Source organism: Photorhabdus sp. P32 (assembly GCF_038085095.1).
GTDB lineage: Bacteria > Pseudomonadota > Gammaproteobacteria > Enterobacterales > Enterobacteriaceae > Photorhabdus > Photorhabdus luminescens.
This window is the reverse complement of the sequence record NZ_JAZGJN010000204.1, coordinates 1-20,410: the sequence shown is the minus strand read 5'-3', so window position 1 is coordinate 20,410 and position 20,410 is coordinate 1. Positions and strand designations below refer to the sequence as shown.

Below are 20,410 nucleotides of genomic sequence, written 5' to 3'. Positions count from 1 at the left end.
ATTAAGATATATGAAAAAATCATTTTAATTATAAAATATTTATACTTTAGTATTAATGGAAGTATATATTAACTTTAATGGACATGCTGGTGGATAGTTGAAAAGTAAATAGTGTAAAACCTGAAATTAATTCTTTGTTAGAAAATGATTTGTTGTAATTATCAACATAAATGAGTTCGCGATTCCATTGAAATAAAATAAATTTTTAAAAACTATTAAAACAGAAATATATTTTAGCCTGGATAATACACCTTGACAGGCCATAGTGTAATACTATTCATCAAATATCGAAGCATTATGATATTTGATGAATATTCCTATTTTCTATTGAAAAGGTAATCATTTATGGCAAATAAAATAGAATCACGAATTAGTTATAAAACGCTATTTAACGATAACCAAGATCTCTATTGTTTTCCGGGCTTACCTGAAGCCAATGATGGCCCTTTGGCCTATTTGGTCGATTTGTATCAACAATCCCGTTTATTTGAAGAAGATGCCAATAAAAAGAGTGCTCGGCTTATCAGCCAACGACGACCGGATATTGAAAAATTACTACTTGATGGCACAAACCTCAATCAAACCAGTAAATCATTACCCCTTGTTGTTGAAATTCTGGCTGGTCAAGTCAAGAGATTCTGCGGATAACCAGCGATTTTGACCTGAAAGTGGCACAGAATGTCGTTGACGTTAGTACCGTCATGCGTCTAAAAGTACTGGCCGAAAAGAGTAAAATATCTGCCCAGCCATTACTGGATATCGCTAAACTGACTACGAAATCCAGCTATGATCATTGGTATCAAGTCAGCAGCGCCTTATTTGCCGCCACCTCTTCCGAAGTACAATCCAAGCTAGGTGGTTCACTTAATGAACGCTGGCGTGATGCGATGGTCGAATATCTGTTACGGCGCTGGGCGCCTTCCAGCAATGCTTCATCGGATATTACGACCGTTGAAGATCTTTCAAACTATTTCCTGACCGATATATTGGTGACTAAAGAAGTCGATACCAGTAGAGTGGCTTTTTGCATTGCCAGCTTGCAGCGCTATCTGTTCCGTCTCTTTTCCCGGATGGAAACCGGTTATGAGGGACAAATCATCAGTGATGAACGAACCCAGTTCTGGGAGCGCTTTCTGAATCAATATAACCGTTGGCAAGTTTGGCAAAAGCAAAGAAACTTCCCGGAAAACTTTATCTCCCCCACCAGTAGGCTGAGTAAAACCAGCGCCTTTACCACGCTGGAAAACGATTTGGGTCAATCACGTTTGAACAACAATATGATCCAAACCGCCATTCTGCATTATCTGACCGAATTTGAACGGATCAGCAATCTGCAATTAATGTGCGGCTATATCGACGGTACTGACCCCAAAAACGATCGCTATCACTTTATCGGTAAAAGCAATGCCGAGCCTATAGAGTATTACTGGCGCACACTGGATATTACGCTGCGTGATAACAACGATGTCATTAGCCCACTGGCGTGGAGTGAATGGGAAAAAGTCACGCTGGCTTTATCCGGAACTATGCTGGCAATTCGGCCCATTGTGATTTCTGGCCGCCAATATGCAATCTGGGTTGAGCGTGAAGAGACGTCATTGATGGGGGTAGATCAGAAACCCACCAATTATCGCGCCATCAATGTGAAATTTACCTTCAAACAAAGCAATGGTGAATGGAGTCCGCCCAATGTATTACTCCGCCTGGATGGTAAAGATGCCAACGGTGAATATCCCACCAAAGAAGGTCAGCGCGTTCCTGATAAAGATAACCCTTATTTGAAAGATGAAAAATATAAACCTGGGTTGATAGCTATGGTGGATGTACAACTACAAGTAGACGGAGACCAATGGATGGGGGTTTTATTATACAACTCCGAAAATAAAGACAGCAGCAAATGGGAGAAAAACAAAGATTATTACCTTGAATTGCGAGACTTATTATTGGTGGATAAGAAGTCCCTGACTCAAGAGAATGAAAAAACTATTGTTACGACGTGGTATAAATTATTCAGCAATCCAGACACGTTACAACATCACTATGCAGGTACAGCGAAGTTTCTCACCATAAAAGAGACCAAGGAGGAAACGAAGAATAGTTATGATGGTATTAAACCGCGTAAATCACCTTTTCTGGAATTAGAGGGTAAAGTAGGAAGCGGCGGAACTTATCTTCTGTTAACTTGCAGAAACACATTGGTTAAACGCTATCAGTTAGAATTATTAAGCATTAACAGGTTCCCCTCTAAAGAGCTTTTTTGGGGAATTAATACTAAGAACATTCAAATGTAAGTTCAAATTCCTGCCAGTGATACGGCAATAAAAATGTTTAATTTTGAGTGGGTTGGAGGAGATGCGCCAACAGATGTTTTTATTATCAGCTATGATGAAACACAACTTTTCAAGTTATTACCTTCTGAATGGAAAGATAATAAGCTTACCAAAAACCACGATTTTTCATGGATCGATAGTGTTGCATTTCAGGCCAGTACACAATGGAATCTCAGTGATAAAAACTTGTCTCTCTCCATTGAGGGACAGAATATTTCCTTACGTAAAGAAATATACAAGATCCAAGATGGTTGGGAGTATTTATCATCCGAGCTGATCTTCAAAACATATCCGCAAGGTGAACAATACGCCAGCCAAAAATTACCACTAGATGGTCAGGTGGTAATACAAGATATCATTTTTAATCTTAAACAAAATATCAATGCTTATTCTTTTAGTTTAACTACAAAATTAATTGAGCCAGAAAATGAACCACAATTTATCGAGAATATATATGAACTTACTATCGAAGAAAGCGATAAAATTCCTGCCATTACGTTACAAAAAAATAAAAAGCAAGTTCAATATCTGGATATAACCAACCTAAAATTCAAATCTATCGCCATTAGATTGAACACATTATTTGGCAAACAATTAGTCGCACGGGCGACGCAATCCATTGACAAGGTATTGGCATGGGAAACTCAATCTTTGCTTGAGCCTGCGTTGGATGACGAAACTTCACCGACAAAAGTCGATTTTAATGGTGCTAACGGGCGATATTTCTGGGAACTATTTTTCCATCTTCCTTTCTTAATCTCTTCCCGACTTTATGAAGAGCAGCGTTTCTATGATGCACGCAGATGGCTTATCAACTACCTGTTTGACCCTTATAGCAACATTCGAATGTGGAATTCCCGCGCCATTGTTGAAAATGGCAATGATCTTCCTCCAACAATGAGAACGGCCGATCCTGATACTATTGCCTACAACCAGCCCGTCTATTATCAGAAGACCCTGTTCCAATTCTTAATTAATTTGTGGATACAGGAAGGGGATAACCTCTACAGACAACTGACCAGAGATAGCCTGAACGAAGCCGGTCTGTGTTATCAACAGGCTTTGCAATTACTTGGCACATTACCGGAGGGGTTAGATGCTAGTCATTGGCGGCCGGATACCTTGGGAAAGATCAAAGAAAAATTGAAAACCAAGGTACGTATGGCTGAGAATTTATTTAAATCTCCTTTCAATGAAAAACTGATTGAATTTCAAAAAACGCTAAACAGTCGGCTCTATAACCTGCGTCATGGCTTGACACTGGATGGCAAAGTACAACCGTTGCCGCTTTATGCCAGTGCTGCGAGTGCAGAGAGCCTGACGCAAAGAAACGCTGGTTATCTCACTAGCGGGCTGAGCAATATGCAGCAGCAGATTCCCCCTTATCGCTTCCCATTGATGTTAAAAAGCGCAAATAGCGCGGTAAAACAATTAATTGAAATGGGACATCGGTTACTTCATATCATGGAAACTGAAGTTAATACCGAAAAGGACGTGCTGGTACAATCGCAAGTGCTCCGGTTATCTGCTTTTACCGTGGAACTGCAACAAGAAGCCTTTCAACTTGCGCAAATGGGGAAAGTCACGCTGGAAGTCAGCAAAAAATGGCAGAAGAGCGCTACCAACATTATCACGTTTTATATGAGGAAAACCTTTCTGCTTTGGAGATTTCAGCCATCAGCATGAAAGTGGCATCAGGAATATACAAAATGTCGTCTGCGCCTTTCCTTACCTCCAGCGCGATACTGGAAACCGTACCCAATATTTTTGGTCTGGCAGTTGGGGGATCAAAGCCCGAAGCGCCTATTAGAAATGTAGCCATCATTGCTGACCTTTTTTCTGATGCATTAGGCAGTACTGCCGACAGGTTGCAAGACGGAGCAGAGTACCAACGCCGTCGTCAGGAATGGGAAATTGAATATAAGCAGGCTCAAAGCGAAATCAATATTATTGAGATGCAATTAAAAGAGCAGGAATTGCTAATCAAAAGTTCTCAAATTGCCCTGAAAGAAGCCCAAGCACAACAATTCGCTGCCCGGGAGCTGTATGAGTTTATAACATCTGGCTTTCTGATTGTCCCAACCTATAAGTGGCTGATGGGTCGTCTCGCCGCACTATATGCGCCAGCCTATGATGCGGTACTTTCTATGTGTTTGATGGTGGAAAGAAGCTGGCGGTACGAAGTCGGAGATTATCAGCGGCAAGGCTTTATCAAAACCTCGGCGTGGAATGATTCTTATCAGGGTTTGCTGGCAGGGGAATCTTTGCAGCTTGATCTATTACAAATGGAAAGTGCTTGGTTACAACGCAATGAACACCGTTTGAATATCAAGAAAACCATTTCTCTCAGTCAATTGCTGTCAGAAAATGGGTTGAAAAGTCAAATCATTAATAAAAAGGCTGTGAGTTTTACGCTGAATTCTAAACTGTTCGACACGAATTATCCCGGACATTATCTACGCCAGATTAAACGCATTTCCGTTTCGATATTGGTAAACGCACTCAGTCCTTACCCTGCATTACCGACGGAGATTAGCGCTATCCTGACACAAACCCACAGTTCCACTTTAACCAGTACCGATATTGATGGGGTAACCTGGCTTTATGACCCAACCCGAAATAGCGGTAGCAGTAAAAATATTGCGAATAATCTACGTGCTCAACAGCAAATTGCCCTCTCTTCCTTAAATGAAAAAGATGATGGTGGCGTCGCTAAAGAGAACTGGCTGTGCACCTTGATGTTTGATGATGATCGCTATCTGCCTTTCGAAGGAACAGGAGCCATTTCAACTTGGACATTGGAATTCCCTGATCAGTCTGTGATTGATGTCCTAATTCCCAACATCTACACATCGCAGTTGAAAGATATTCAGATTCATCTCCACTACACCGCGTTAGATGGTGGTAAATCGTTTGCCTCAGAAGTAAAAGGTAAAATGAAGAATGGATAAATCGGCGCCCGGGAGAATAAATTATAAGATGGTCGAGTATCAATAGCTTACTGGACAAGATCAGATTTCTGAAATGCCCTATATAGGGCATTTTTAATAGTGAAAGCGGCATTGTGCTATTAATAATTCATTATTCTCAACAGAGTATACTAACCTCTGTTCCTCAGTAATACGTCTTGACCAGAACCCAGTAAAATTGTGTTTAAGCGGCTCAGGTTTCCCAATACCTGTAAATGGCTGTCTTTTTATATCTTTGATTAGGTTGTTAATACGCTTCAATATTGCTCGGTCAGTTTGTTGCCAATAAAGATAATCTTCCCAAGCGTTATTTGAAAAAGTGACTTTCATTAGTCTAAATCCAGCTCCTTGATCTTCCCTTTTCCGGCTCTTAACTGAGAGACAGATTCCATAAGGCGATTGGTGTTAGTTGGTGATCTCATTAAATAAGCTGTTTCTTGCAAAGACTCGAAATCAGCTAATGACATAAGTACGCAACTTTCGCCATTTTTACGAGTGATAATCACTGGGCTACAATCATTTACGACACTTATCATCGTCTTAGAAAAATTTTGTCTTGCTTCTGAGTAAGTTAACACCTTCATTTGTCCCACCTATGTCAAGAAATAACTTGAAAAATACAACGAAATATCCATTAATCGTACAACATATTGTACGATTGTTTTTGTATCTTGCAAGCTTCTAAGTTCGTAATTTGTAGTATAGCGGTCATTATTATCAGATTGACTAAGGTGTAATATGTACAACTTTGACAAATACAAATATAAAGAGCTAAACGTTGTCAGCCGAAAAAATGCAGGTTGCATTCTTTCTGCCGAAGAGAGCGAGCGTGTTGCACGATTAATTCGTGTGTTTGATGCCGCAGTATAACTTTTTGGCGGAAATAAGAATGAAGCATGGACATGGTTAAAAAGTCCTGTTAAGAGCCTTGGTGCAGTCACTCCAATGTCTCTTATTGCAACTGAAAGTGGCTCACTTGAAGTGTTAGGCCTTATCGGGCGTCTGGAGCATGGAGTATTCTCGTGATTTTTCTATAGAATTATGAAAAATCATTCTCCTTCTTTAACCTGTCTTTTCTACATTAATGCCCAGTCAAATGTGAACTGGGCATTTTTTTAACGTCAGAATAGGTGTCAGGCTTACATTAAATATAATGCATGTTAATTATTTTAAATTGTTATTATTGTAAATATATATTATTGGTTTGGAATTAATATTATATATATAAATATATTTGTAATATTTTTATAAAAATAAAATAAATAATTGATCATAATTAGCGAAACGTTATATCTTATGTGAAAGAGATAGGTTTTCTGCGTTAAATATTGTTTTTGAATTTTGGCTTTATTTTATTCGATAAGTTTATTTTAAAGTATTTGTCTATACATCAGTTTAGGTATTTTCTGAGTTTAAGGTTTTATTGTGTATTATTTATAAATAAATTGTCTTCTAGGCAAAAATGTGTCTAAAAGTTTTATATAAATTCTCTCTGGTTTGCATGTCAATCGGGGAGTGGTTTCCCTTTGTTTTATATGCCGGGAACGAAATTATAGGTGAGTGAAATAATGGTGGGATAACCTACTCATTCTTGTATTAAATATCTCAAATAAAGCCCAATCGTTGAGCAGGAATATCTGTTTCTTCCGAAAAGTTATGCTCTTTGATAACGGGTATATAACGTTACTAATAATTTTCTCTGTTATCTCTTTTTGCTGAGGGAGGGAAAAGGATTTGTATTGTTAAAAAAATGAGATTTTCAACCTAACCATTATATCTGTCGAGTACGGTTTTAACTTCTATTAAACTAAGGGATTGTTTATGGGGAAATCATCAAGCAGGAGCGCAGAATATTTCTTTACCGGGAATTATTTCGCTGATGACAATGATAATGACATTGATGCCATTGGATTTGGCGGCTACATTTATGCCCGAGGAGGGAATGACCATATTACGTTAGGATCGATTGCAGCCAAAGTCTATACCGGCACAGGTAATGATACCGTAGTCGGTGGCGCGGCATATTTATCCGTTGAAGATTCCACAGGTGATCTGACAGTAAAAGGTGGCGCGGGTTACGCCGATATTAATAAAAATGGTGATGGTAATGTTTCATTTTTTGGCGCTGCGGGTGGCGTTATTATGGATCACACTGGTCATCACGGTGATCTGGATTTTACCGGTGCGGCTATTTATAACGAAATGAACCGCGATGGTCTTACGGGTAATATGAGCTTCGATGGCTCTGGCGGCTACAATAAATTATGGCACGGAACCAATCAGGGCAATTTATTCTTTGATGGCGCTGGCGCGGGTAACAAAATTGACCGCACTTGGTATGACAATTACAACGGAAGCCGTGGCGATGTCACATTTTATGGGGCAGGTGCGGCAAATAGTATTAGCTCGCGGACAGAGTTCGGTAATATTTTTTTCGAAGGTGCTGGGGTTGATAATCATATTGTACGTAAAGGTAAAGAGGGTGATATTACCTTGAGTGGCGTAGGGGCATCGAACCGAATTAAACGTATTCGCCAAAAGGAAGATGTTTACGTACAAACCCGTGGTGATATTTCTTTCGAAGGTGTCGGTGGTTATAACAGAATTTATTCTAATATTGCACATGGCAATATCAATTTCTCCGGTGCCGGAGCCTACAACCAAATATCAAGAATAGGTGTGAATAACAGCTTTCGTGATGAGGCGATGGAATATGCTAAGGCTAAAGATATTGTATTAACCACAGCAACAATGGGCGGAACTTGGATTCAAGAAGCCCAGCAAGTAACAGGAATCAAATCAACGACTGAACCTGATACTTATCTCTTTGCGTTTGCTGACGAAATGTATACAAAAATCAGCAAAATTCAGCTCCAAAATGACCCGGAAACCGGTAAGCTCAATTATTACGCCACCTCCTGGTATAAAGAGGGTAATCACCTGAATGGCCTCGCTTCAACGAAGATTTCTTCCGGTAATGGATTTGTCAATATCAACATCAATGATGCTTACCGTCTGTTCAATTTAATGGTTGAACATCATCAGCCGGTGACTATTCATGCCGTTGAAGCGGGTTTGTCTGAAAACGAGTGGATTATTTATGCCGGTGGGACAACGGTCAAAGCGGAAGATATCACTCTCTCTGATGCAAAGATGGGAGAGAGTGCGATCAATTGCCAGAAGTTTGATGTTTCCGCGGTGAGATCGAACCGTCAACCCAATACTTATGTGTATGCTAAATATCTGGAATCATACACCAAAGTGGTGGTGGTTGAACTGGTAAATGATCCTATCACGCAGGAACTCAAATACTTTGTCAATGCGTGGTCCAAAGCGGGTGATTATACCGATAATCTGGCTAATGAAGATATTTCATCCGCAAATGGTTACCACTCGATAAGTGCAGGTAGCTGCGTGTTAAGCCAGATTCAATATAGCCTTAATGCAACGATGCGGTATGGTTCGGAGCGGTTAGCACATACCGAAGAATACCGTCAGCAAGCACTGGTGAACCCATCTACTAACCGTGGCGACAGCTCCGGTGATATTCAATTCGATGGCGCTGGCGGTGGAAACGTTATTACATCCAGTGTCACCTATGGCAATGTCAATTTTGAAGGCGCCGGCGCCGCGAACGTCATTGTAAAAAAGGGGGAAGAGGGCAAGTTGACATTCCGCGGCACAGGTCTGGCAAATGTCGTTGTTCATCAAAGTCAGCGTGGAGATATGGACATTCATGCTGGTGGTGCGGTAAATGTTTTCGTCCGTATCGGAGATGGACGATATTTGGCACGTCTTCTGGCGGTTGGCAATATTTCAATCCACAAAGGCAATGGCAACAGCCAGATTTTCATGTTGGGTGGTTACAACACGCACACGCAGATAGGCAATGGTAGAGCAAGTTGGTTAGGGGCGGGCGGTTTTAATCTCATGACCCAAAAAGGTAATGGCAATGTCTCCTCGGTATTGGTGGGCGGCGCCAATGTGCTGACTAAGCTCGGCGCAGGTGATTTGGTTTCCGGTATGCTCGGTGGGGCTAACGTTATCACGCATATTACTGATGATGCTGAAATGTCGAATACCAGGGCAATTGCGTTGGGTGGGGCGAATGTTCTTACCAAGAAAGGGCAAGGCGATGTGTTGGCCGTGATGGGCGGTGGCGCAAACGTTCTAACTCACATAGGTAACGGGAATACGGTAGGTGTGATGCTCGGCGGCGCCAATATCCTGACTAAAATAGGCGATGGCGATACTACTGGCGCTATGTTTGGTATAGGCAATGTACTGACCCATGTCGGTGGTGGTCAGACTTTAGGCGTGATGGGGGCAGCAGGCAATATCTTTACCAGAGTCGGGGATGGGGCTGTGATTGCAGCCATGATTGGTGCAGGCAACTTCTTTACTCATGTTGGTAAAGGTGATGTGTGGGCGCTGATGGGGGGCGCAGTAAATATCTTTACTAAAGTGGGTGATGGTGATGCGTTGGCGCTGATGGCGGCGGTTGGCAATGTGTTTACCCATATTGGCGAGGGGACGAGTGTGGCCCTGATGCTGGCAAAAGGCAATGTCGCGACTAAAGTGGGTAACGGCATGACGTTGGCAGCAATGATGGGCGGGGCCAATATCTTTACCCATGCGGGGAATGGCAATACCTTTGCTGCCATGATCGGTGGGGCTAATGTGTTAACCAAGGTCGGTAATGATCTGACAACTGCTTTGATGATAGGTAAAGCGAATATTTATTCCCATGTGGGTAATGGCCCCAGTATTGGTTTGTTTGCTGGTGAACTGAACGTGATGACCAAAGTCGGTGATGGTATAACGCTGGCGGCAATGTTTGGTCAGGCCAATATCATGACCCATGTCGGCGATGGTTTAACTGGTGTTTTGGCGCTGGGAGAAGCCAATATTGTCACCAAAACCGGTAATGATTTTATGGGGGTTGTTGCAGGGGCGAAAGCTAACGTTATTACTCATGTGGGCAACTCGACGACCGCTGGCGTACTGTTTGGCGAAGGTAATATTCTGACCAAAGTTGGAGAAGGGACGACCGTTGGTCTGCTTGTGTCGAATGTGGGTAATGTTATGACCCATATTGGTCATGGTACAACGGTGGGGTTTGCTAAAGGTAAAGCCAATATCATTACCAAAATCGGGAATGGCGCCGCTATTAATGCGGTTTGCGGAGAGGCTAATATCCTGACGCAAAAGGGGCATGGTGACCGTTATAACTTCGCGAAAGGTAAAGCAAACATCATAACCAAAGTGGGTGATGGACAAGAAGTGACGGTTGCTCAGGGGGACGCCAATATTATCACTCATGTCGGTCACGGTGATGATTACACCGGCGCTTGGGGTAAAGCTAATGTTATTACCAAGGTCGGTGATGGGCGCAATGTGGTGCTTGCCAAAGGTGAGGCTAACATTGTGACTCAGGTGGGTAATGGCGACAGTTTTAATGCCTTATGGAGTGAAGGAAATATTGTCACTAAAGTGGGTGACGGCATGCAGGCTACCGCGGCAAAAGGCAAAGCGAATATTACCACCACGATGGGGAATGGCTTAAATGTGACGGCGACGCATGGCGACCTGAATGTGAATACCAAAGTGGGTGATGGTGTTTCCGTTAACGCAGTGTGGGGTGAATATAACGTCAATACCAAAATCGGGAATGGTCTTAATGTTGCGGTTATGAAGGGCAAAGGCAATGCGAATATCCATGTAGGCGATGGTTTGGGTATCAATGCTTCCTATGCACGCAATAACGTGGCGATTAAGATTGGTAACGGTGATTTCTATAGTTTCTCTGTTGCAGAAAGCAATACGCAAAGTCACAAACTTTCTTCCTTCTTTGAACATATCAAACAGACGGCGTTAGGTGTGGGGGGCAGTCAGGCGATCAACTATCTGGTTCAAGGCGGGGAAGCTAATACATCTGGAACCCATAAAGGCCGTGGGGCGATTAACTTAACCGAAGTTTCCGCTATTAACGGTTTCAAGATGGATGAAATTGCGCAGGTAAGTTCGGATTTAAGTAGTCGTCTGAATGGTTCTGTAACCGCGGTCGAAGCGCCTGAGCTCGAAAATATCCATAATTCATTGAATATTAATGAGGGCGATGATCCGGAACAGGAAGCCAATCTGATCATCAATGGTAATTTTGAACAAGGTAACTACGGCTGGCTGGCAACTAATGGCATTGAAGCATATCACTCAGCCGGTGCTTACGGTCTTGATAAAGAGGGGCATGGAGAGCGAGTCAGTGAACTTGATGCGGATGTAAACACCATGATTTATCAGGATCTACAGAGCTTATTTGAGGGAGAAATTATTTCACTGAATTTTGATTTTGCCAATCGTCATAATGCTTATCTTACCAACAATGGTATGGAAGTTTTCTGGAATGGTGAACGGGTATTCTCAACTTCTGGAGATGCTGCTGGATGGCAAAACAAAACGCTGGAGCTGACAGCAAAAACGGGTAGTAACCGAATTGGATTTAAAGGTACAGGTTTAAATGATGGCGTAGGTTATATTCTCGATAATATTGTTGCGAAATCTGAGAGCGCACGACCAGCTAAGGTTGTTATTGAACACGCAAAACAGGATAAAGCAGCGCAAAATGCGTTAAGCGATAAAGATAAAGCCGAAGAAGATCGCCGTATCTTAGAACAAGAAAAAGAGAAGCAACTGACAGCAATTGCAGGAGTGCAATCTCAACTGGAATCAACGGATCAGGCAGCGCTAAACACCAATGGGCAAGCGCAGCGTGATGCGATAAAAGAAGAATCACAAGCAGTAACAGATGAACTGCTTTCCATGACTCAAGGCTTGGATGTACTGAATGACTTTGATAATTACCACGGTAAATCAGGTGACCAATGGCGTAATCAATTTGCTGCCGGATTTTTGGGTAATGTTCAGAGTAAATGGGAGCACACCAAATCTACTACACAGGACGAGTTATTTAATGTTCAGCAAAATGTTACTGATAATCAACAAAAAGTAAAAAAAGCGATTGTGCAATCGGAGGCCGGTATAGCGAAAAGTGAGCAGCATCGTATTGGTGTGCAACAAGATTTATTAGAAGCCTATAAAAAAGCAGAATTAAGAAAGGAAGAAGCACGGTTACAACAGCAGCAGGCAGAAAAAGCGAAAAATGATGCTAACGTTGCCTGTCAGGAGGCGGAGAATCGAGGCAAACAGGATATTGCTGTCGCTGAAGGTAAAATGGTTCAGGCACAAACCGATGCGAAGAGCGCGAAGCAGAGTGACAAGGCTAAGCCACAGCGTATGGGCGCACTTGGCAGCGGCTTGTCTGGAAAAGCTTATCAGTCAACGGCTATGGTTGAAACCAACAGCCATGTTAACCCTGAGTTTGTCATACAAGCAGATGGGCGATTCAGTGCAGGATTGATGGAAGAAGATCTGACCATACTGAAAGATGCGGAAAACATGATTAATCGGTTGCAGGTTAATAATCGATTCTCTATGGATAAAAATCTGCTGACAACATCTTCTCAACATCGTGAGGCAATAAAAGGGGATGTTTTACAAAAAATTGATAATAAAATTTTTGACTTTATCGCGCATGGGAAAGAGTTAGAAGCTTATTCATTCCATTTTAGCCAGGATAGCAATCTGTTGGAGAAACTGAGGAAAATCATTCCTGAGATTGGCAGTGTACTCCTGACGAACGGCAATAAGGTTGAGTCAAAAGAGTTCCTTGAGGGATTGTGCTTTGCCCTATCGGCTCGCTACTTGATCGAAGAGCGGGTGCATGGCTTGGGGGGCGGTAAAGCTTATATGCTGTGGTTGAAAGATGCGGTTAAAGCTTACAACGATAAATCAGTCAATAAGAAAACTGATATCCACTCGATTGAATCTGCTTTGCTCAACCAATATCGTCGGCAAAATATTGGTTCAGCGATTGAAGATTTATTATCAATGCAGTACAGCCAGTCGATGGATAGCTCGACAGTGGCTATGCAGCGAAAAGCCAACGCGGCTTATAGCGGTAAGTTAAAAGCCAATGGGCTGACCGGGCCGAATATCAATAATGCATTGAATTATGAGGCTGAAGGTTATGAATCTGTCATGGATAAGCTGCGTCATGTGAGAAAATCGACCTACATGACATTTATGTCTGAACAACATGCTATGTCAGTGGTGGTACATAAAGAACACACGCAAACCGTTTGGTCATTCTATGATCCTAATTTTGGCGCCAAATCATTTGCGAACTATAACGATTTTCGCCGTTTTATGGATTCTTTTCATAAAGGTTACCTGACCAGCTATAACTTTCAGGCGAGTGAACAGCGGGATCAAAGCTTCTATGTTCAATTCAATCGGTTTGAAAAGGGAACCATTGCGGGATATGACGGTGTTTGGAAAACGTCACGTGAGGGTGAACAAAACTACGTATTGCGTGCATTAAAAGAGCAAGGCAAGGTATTTAACTTAGGTTCAAACGTCACTGGGCGTGTAGTTGATTACCGAGAAGGTGATATCACTTTGGAAGTGACAGCTAAACAAGGTAAGCAAACTAAGACAGTTTTGGTTGAAGTCGAGAGCGACAACTTTAAGCAAGCTGCCAGCTTTGTGAAGTCGAATATCGATAAAGTCCTCTCTTATCCGGCAGCAAACAGACTAATACTTAAAGCGACAGTTGAGGGGGATGCGGCGAGCCCGTTACTGGAAAAACTGTCATCAAGTGACATCATTAAAAACAAAAATGCAAAAGCGTGGGAGCCGGTGGCTGTCACACCACAAACCGATGATCGTGCAACTCGTTTTAGCCATCAGGTTATTATTCAAATGGAGGATGATCCGGTCGTTGCCAAAGCTGCCGCCAATTTGGCCGGTAAACACCCTGATTCCAGTGTGGTGGCGCAACTTGATGCTGACGGTAAATATCGTGTCGTTTATGGCGACCCTGCTAGAGTCTCCGGTAAGTTACGTTGGCAAATTGTCGGTCATGGTCGTGATATGTCAGAGCAAAATAACATTCGCTTGAGTGGTTACACTGCCGATGAATTGGCTGTGAGACTAAAACAGTTTAGTCATGATTTTAAACAGGCGAGTAAACCCGACCATATCAGCATTGTGGGTTGTTCTTTGATAAGTGATGACAAACGGGACGGTTTTGCCCGCCGTTTTATCACCGAGTTAGATAAGCAAGGTATTCGCAGTAATGTTTCCGCCCGCCGTAGCGAAGTCGCGATTGATGCAACAGGCCGTAAATTTACCCGTGATGCAAATAACCAATGGGTTAATAACTTGCCTGATAACAAAATTGTATTCGGATGGGGTAAACAGGGTGAATTGACGACGAGTACGGAAAGAGTTGTTCGCGGTATTACTGAAAGTGACATCACTCTTTCCAAGGTGGGATACACTGAGGCTGATGCGGTGACGAGAGGGGCAGTTGCAGAATATCGTCGTCCTTTTATTGCGCCAAAGAAGCGTGAAAATATCATTCAGATTGACTCCAACGATAAATCGAATAATCAGCTTAGCTACTCCGGAAATATTCAGGTTAATGTGGGTGAAGGTGAATTTACGGCTGTTAACTGGGGAACATCAAACATCGGTATCAAAGTAGGCGCTGGTGGTTTTAAATCGCTGGCCTTTGGTGACAATAATGTGATGGTTCATATCGGTGATGGTGACAGCAAACACAGCTTCGATATCAATGGTTACCAAGCGCTTGAAGGGGCGCAGATGTTTATCGGTAATCGTAACGTCAGCTTCAATCAGGGCAGCAGTAATGATTTGATTGTGATGATGGATAAATCCATTCCAACACCGCCACTTGTTAATCCATTTGATGGTGTGATGCAGGTTACCGGCGTACTACAAAATATTGCCTACTCTGGCAAAGAACAGGATTGGTTAATCGCACAAGAACAGCAATGGACCATCGCCGGTGCGGAGAAGTTTGTGCAAGATATGTCCCGTCTGGATCAAACCAGCAGTGTGAACTACAAGACGTTGGTTGATCTGGATTTACAGCATGAACGTAGTAGCCGCGGTTTGAAGCGAGATATTGAAGCGATGTTGAACAAAAAATATCACCAATGGCTAACCAGCAACGTTACTAATATGGGTACCATGAGCCGTGCGAATAAATTCCGTCAGGCTAATGAGAAGCTAGTTTTTAACTTTGCCGTCGGTGGTCAAGGGGCAGATATCCAGGTGACCGCCGGTAACTGGAATTTTATGTTCGGTGATCATATCCAGTCGATTATGGATACCAATCTAGGCTCGCTGTTTGGTCTGATGACTCAGCAATATTCAGCAACCGGTATGGCGAAAACTACCTTTACCTATAATCCGCAAGACCTGCCGCGTCAGCTTAAGAATAAGCTGCTTGGTCGATTAGCAAGTGTAAACGCGGATACTACCTTAGCGGATATCTTTGGCGTGAATTACACCGCAGAAGGGCAAATTGTTTCCCGCACAGGAGAACAAGTTGATGGCGAAGCGATTCTGCGAGAGATGCTAGAGCTTATTGGGGAGTTTAGTGGTGAGCAATTGAAAGCCTTTACTAACCCGGGAAAGTTGCTTGATGGCTTGAGAGCGGGCATTAATATGGGCGAGGATGGCATCAGGTCGTTTGCAGAAAGTCATGGACTGCAAGAGAAAGCGCCTGATGCAAATCGTGAACCGGAATCTTCGGTGAACATCAATGGACAGCGCGATCAGGCCGATGATAAAGCAAAACCTACATTTGGCTTTAACTCACTAAATCTCCCTAATCTGTTTGCGACAATGTTTAGTAAAGATAAGCAAACAGAAATGAAGTCTTTAGTCACGCATTTGAAAGAGAACTTGACGACTGATTTGCTTAATATGGAGGAAAAAACGTTTGATTTCCTGCGTAACAGCGGCCATTTGCATGATGATGGCGATATCCATATATCGTTGGGGAATTATAACTTCAACTGGGGCGGCGATGGTAAAGATCTCGGTGCCTATTTGGGCGATAACAACAATTTCTGGGGTGGTCGCGGTGATGATGTTTATTATTCCATTGGTACTTCTAACATCTTTACCGGCGGCGAAGGCAATGATCTGGGCGTCCTGATGGGTCGGGAAAATTGGATGTTTGGCGGTAAAGGGGACGATACTGCGGTGGCGGCCGGGCGGATTAACCATGCCTTTATGGGGGAAGGCAACGACCAGATGTTTGTCTTTGGTGAAGGTGGTTTTATTGATGCTGGTAGCGGTCAGGATTACGTCGTTACTTCCGGCAACTATAACCGGGTGGATAGCGGTGAAGGTCAGGATTATGTTGTCACTATCGGTAATAACAACCAGGTTGAATTAGGTGAAGGTAATGACTTTGCCAGAGTATTTGGTAATGACAACCGGATCGACGGTTGTTCCGGCAATGATGCGATTAAATTGATGGGCTACTACGCAGTAATCAACGGCGGAGAAGGTGATGATCATCTAATAGCGGCGGCTATTTCGAAGTTCAGCCAGTTTGATGGCGGTGAGGGGCAGGATTTACTGGTGCTAGGCGGGTACCAGAACCGCTTCCAGGGAGGCTCGGGTGCTGACAGCTTTGTGGTTAGCGGAGAGGTAATTGATACGTTGGTTAGTGATATCAGCGCAGAAGATATGATTCTGTTTAACGGCGTTGACTGGCAAAATCTGTGGTTGCAGCGTAGCGGATATGATTTGGTGTTGTCGGTGAATCGCCATACTCAGGGCAACAGTGCGCAGGGGATCTTTGAATCGGTGGGTTCGATCACCGTTAATGATTACTTTAACGGCAATCGTGCCAAATTGGTGACACAGATAGGTGATAAGAACGCATTCGGGGAGCGCGAATTTACGGCTCTGTCAGATAATGCGGTGGATTCTTTGATCCAGGCAATGAGCAGTTTTGCTCCGACCGTGGGTGATAATGGTTTCATTGAGGGTTTGGAAAGTCAGGCGAAAATGGCTATTACGACAGCGTGGGCAGATGTCACGATTGGTAAGGGGAAATTTGCCTAATTAAATTCCTGATAATCAAGTGGCTCAAGATAGGTGAGCCACTTTTATCGCTAATTAACCGGTTTGCTGCATTAATTCCGTATCAGTATTAAGAAAGCGATGAATTGCCTTTAAAACTGCGTCTGGTTTTTCTGCGTGAACCCAGTGATCGCAACCGGCGATAACCCAAGCTTTGGCTTGTGGAAATTGTCTGGCGATATTATTCCGGTACTCTTCCTGGATATAAGAGGAGAGGCCCCCACGAATAAATAGGGCAGGACGAGGCCATGTAGGAATTTCTTGCCAGCCGCTGATCTTTTCATACTGGTCAATTAATACCGGTAAATTGAATTTCCATTCCCCCTGATGGAATGATTTCAGTAAAAACTGAATGACGCCTTCCTCCTGAATATTTTCTCGCATAACTTTAGCGGCATCTTGACGGGTTTTAACGCCGGCTTCTGTCACTTTGTTCAGTGCGGTAAAAATTTGGTCATGACGGCGAACCTGATAGGCGACGGGGGCTATATCAATAAGAACAATTTTTTCTATCCGTTCTGGCGCTAGTGCGGTCATTGCCATAGCGATCTTACCGCCCATTGAATGACCAATAATAATGGCAGCCTGAATTTGCAGATGATCCAGCAGGGAAATAACATCTTGGGCCATATCGTGGTAATCCATATTATTGGCCCGTGGAGATAAACCGTGATTGCGTACATCGATTTGAATGACGGGATAGTATTGCTGCAAATCACGGGCCAAGATCCCGAGATTATTGAGATCGCCGAATAACCCGTGGATTAATACCACAGGGGTAGAAGAGAGCGGATTTTCCGGTATCTGCATATGGTAATTTAACGGGGTGTCTAATTTCATGATGAGAATTGTTTTCTTTCAGGTATTGATATCATGTCATGTATATTGTTGCTTAAATTATAAAAAAGCAACCAGGCTGTACAATTATAGTTAATAATTTCTTATAATTGTATTGTTATCAAAATGTTCATGTATCAAAAACTTGTTAGTTTTTTCAAGGTAATACTTAATGGATTGAAAAACAAACGTTCTTCAAGTAAATAATATTTTTAAATGGAAAGGTTTAAATAACTTATGAGATGATTATTGGTTCAATCATCTTAGTGAGGTTATTGATTGTGTGTTTATGTGATCTATATCTTAAAAAATTGTGTGTTAATTTTAACTTTTTGTGAAAAAATGATGAAAATTTACTTTATATTTTATTAAATAAAGGTATAAAGTACATTTAACAACAACAACACCGTTCTAATAAGAATAAATAGAATCTGATTTTTACTATGGATTAGGGAATTAAGAAGTGAAGAAAAATTTACTAAAGAGTCTTTATTTTCAAGTTTTGGTTGCAATAACCATCGGCGTACTTCTGGGGCATTTCTACCCACAGCTTGGTGCAGAAATGAAGCCATTAGGTGATGGATTTGTTAAATTAATCAAAATGGTTATTGCTCCTGTTATTTTCTGTACCGTTGTAACCGGCATCGCAGGTATGGAAAGTATGAAAGCCGTTGGTAAGACAGGCGCTATTGCACTGGTATATTTTGAAATAGTTAGCACCATTGCCTTGATTATCGGATTGATTGTCGTCAATGTTGTACAGCCTGGCGCAGGGATGAATATCGATCCCTCTACGTTAGATGTTAAAGCGGTATCCCTATATGCGGAGAAGGCTGCTGAACAAGGGATAATAGCATTTTTACTTGATGTTATTCCGGCTAGTGTCATTGGGGCGTTTGCTAGTGGTAATATCTTGCAGGTCTTATTATTTGCTGTGTTATTTGGTTTTGCCCTTCATCGTTTAGGAGATAAAGGAAAACCAATCTTTAATATTATTGATGGTTTTTCTCATGTTATTTTTGGCATCATTAATATGATAATGAGATTAGCGCCTTTAGGGGCTTTTGGCGCAATGGCATTTACCATCGGGAAATATGGTATTGGCACATTGGTACAATTAGGGCAGCTAATAGTTTGCTTTTATATCACCTGTATTCTTTTTGTGGTATTTGTTTTGGGAACAATCGCAAAAGCCACAGGGTTTAGCATATTCCGGTTTATTAACTACATTAAAGAAGAGCTATTAATCGTATTGGGAACATCATCTTCTGAATCTGCATTACCTCGGATGCTGGATAAAATGGAGAAAGTGGGATGCCAGAAATCTGTTGTTGGATTGGTGATACCGACGGGATATTCCTTTAATTTAGATGGTACTTCTATTTACCTGACAATGGCTGCGGTATTTATTGCTCAGGCAACGAATACTCACATGGATATTGTGCATCAAATAACGCTATTAGTTGTATTGCTCTTATCCTCTAAAGGCGCCGCTGGTGTAACAGGTAGTGGATTTATTGTATTAGCTGCGACAATTTCTGCCGTTGGGCATTTACCACTAGCAGGTCTGGCGCTAATATTGGGAATAGATCGTTTTATGTCAGAAGCAAGGGCTTTAACAAATTTGATTGGCAATGGTGTTGCAACGATTGTGGTCGCGAAACGTTGTCGTCAGCTTGATGAAAGCAAATTAAACGAAGTGTTAAATGCCAAATAAGCAAAATCTTTAGGTTTTTATCTATTCGATGACCAATTAATAAAATAATGCCGGCCTTTGGTCGGCATTAATTCTAATCAATATAGCGTGTTGCGTTTATTATTAAAATACGTGATAATTTTTCTTTTATTAAAATCTTTCTTATATCTTTCTATGATATCTTTAGAGTTTGAATATATTGTGTCTCCTGAATTTTCACATATCTCCTTGTTAAGGAAATCAACTACATCATAAGTGATATTATTCTTAATAGATTTCCAATGGTTACTTGATGTTACTAAGAGAGCAAACTCTGTAGAAATTGGGTAATAGTAATCAATATATTCTGATTTATTCCCTAAAGGGTTGATATTAATTACAGGGTGATCAGAGGTTATAAAAGGTAAAGATGTTTGATTTCTTATGATTTTTTTCTCATAAGATTTATTTATATATAAGTCGTATCCTAGATTAATGCCAAAGAAGCAATGTATGAACCACCAGTGATTTTTACTGAATTCACGTATTTTATTAATTAAAATAGGTTC

At 41.9% G+C, this 20,410-nt stretch carries 10 protein-coding genes and 1 pseudogene; 7 read left to right on the top strand and 4 right to left on the bottom strand.

Annotated features, from left to right (window positions below; translation table 11 throughout):
* The first annotated feature begins 345 nt into the window (after window positions 1-345).
* The 4 genes from V2H77_RS03760 to V2H77_RS03745 are packed head-to-tail and all read left to right on the top strand — an operon-like array spanning window position 346 to window position 5,281.
* Window positions 346-648 (top strand): Tc toxin subunit A, encoded by a 303-nt coding sequence (locus V2H77_RS03760; RefSeq protein WP_265378607.1) that lies wholly within the window; start codon window positions 346-348, stop codon window positions 646-648.
* Between the two features lie 20 nt (window positions 649-668).
* The gene (locus V2H77_RS03755; RefSeq protein ID WP_341497736.1) at window positions 669-2,291 is read left to right on the top strand and encodes a neuraminidase-like domain-containing protein; all 1,623 of its coding nucleotides are present in this window, start codon (window positions 669-671) and stop codon (window positions 2,289-2,291) included.
* Between the two features lie 33 nt (window positions 2,292-2,324).
* Window positions 2,325-4,016, top strand: a complete 1,692-nt coding sequence (locus tag V2H77_RS03750; protein ID WP_341497735.1) for a hypothetical protein — start codon at window positions 2,325-2,327, stop codon at window positions 4,014-4,016.
* Complete coding sequence (locus tag V2H77_RS03745) at window positions 3,935-5,281, top strand: Tc toxin subunit A-related protein (RefSeq protein WP_341497734.1); 1,347 nt, start codon at window positions 3,935-3,937, stop codon at window positions 5,279-5,281. The genes V2H77_RS03750 and V2H77_RS03745 overlap by 82 nt, the downstream gene beginning before the upstream one ends.
* A gap of 93 nt (window positions 5,282-5,374) precedes the next feature.
* Here V2H77_RS03745 and V2H77_RS03740 read toward each other — a convergent pair whose 3' ends face one another.
* Together V2H77_RS03740 and yefM are read right to left on the bottom strand one after the other, a co-directional pair.
* On the bottom strand, window positions 5,375-5,629 hold the full coding sequence (locus tag V2H77_RS03740; RefSeq protein ID WP_049584288.1) for a Txe/YoeB family addiction module toxin: 255 nt from the start codon (window positions 5,627-5,629) through the stop codon (window positions 5,375-5,377).
* On the bottom strand, window positions 5,629-5,883 hold the full coding sequence (yefM, locus tag V2H77_RS03735) for a YoeB-YefM toxin-antitoxin system antitoxin YefM (RefSeq protein ID WP_049584289.1): 255 nt from the start codon (window positions 5,881-5,883) through the stop codon (window positions 5,629-5,631). Before yefM ends, V2H77_RS03740 begins: the two co-directional genes overlap by 1 nt.
* A gap of 232 nt (window positions 5,884-6,115) precedes the next feature.
* Here yefM and V2H77_RS03730 point away from each other — a divergent pair.
* A pseudogene (locus V2H77_RS03730) lies at window positions 6,116-6,325 on the top strand (antitoxin Xre/MbcA/ParS toxin-binding domain-containing protein); the annotation flags it as partial.
* A 795-nt stretch (window positions 6,326-7,120) separates the two neighbouring features.
* The gene (gene rtxA, locus V2H77_RS03725) at window positions 7,121-17,311 is read left to right on the top strand and encodes an MARTX multifunctional-autoprocessing repeats-in-toxin holotoxin RtxA (RefSeq protein ID WP_341497733.1); all 10,191 of its coding nucleotides are present in this window, start codon (window positions 7,121-7,123) and stop codon (window positions 17,309-17,311) included.
* Window positions 17,312-17,365: 54 nt separating this feature from the next.
* Here rtxA and ybfF read toward each other — a convergent pair whose 3' ends face one another.
* A complete protein-coding gene (gene ybfF / locus V2H77_RS03720) occupies window positions 17,366-18,139 on the bottom strand; it encodes an esterase (RefSeq protein ID WP_445935457.1) in 774 nt (257 codons plus the stop codon).
* 490 nt (window positions 18,140-18,629) lie between these two features.
* On the opposite strand from ybfF, the gene V2H77_RS03715 reads away from it, so the two are divergent.
* Window positions 18,630-19,883 carry a dicarboxylate/amino acid:cation symporter gene (locus tag V2H77_RS03715; protein WP_341497731.1) on the top strand — a complete coding sequence of 418 codons (1,254 nt, stop codon included), beginning with the start codon at window positions 18,630-18,632 and terminating at the stop codon, window positions 19,881-19,883.
* Between the two features lie 77 nt (window positions 19,884-19,960).
* On the opposite strand, the gene V2H77_RS03710 is transcribed toward V2H77_RS03715, so the two are convergent.
* On the bottom strand, window positions 19,961-20,410 hold a 450-nt coding region (locus V2H77_RS03710), incomplete at its 5' end, for a DUF4238 domain-containing protein (RefSeq protein ID WP_341497730.1).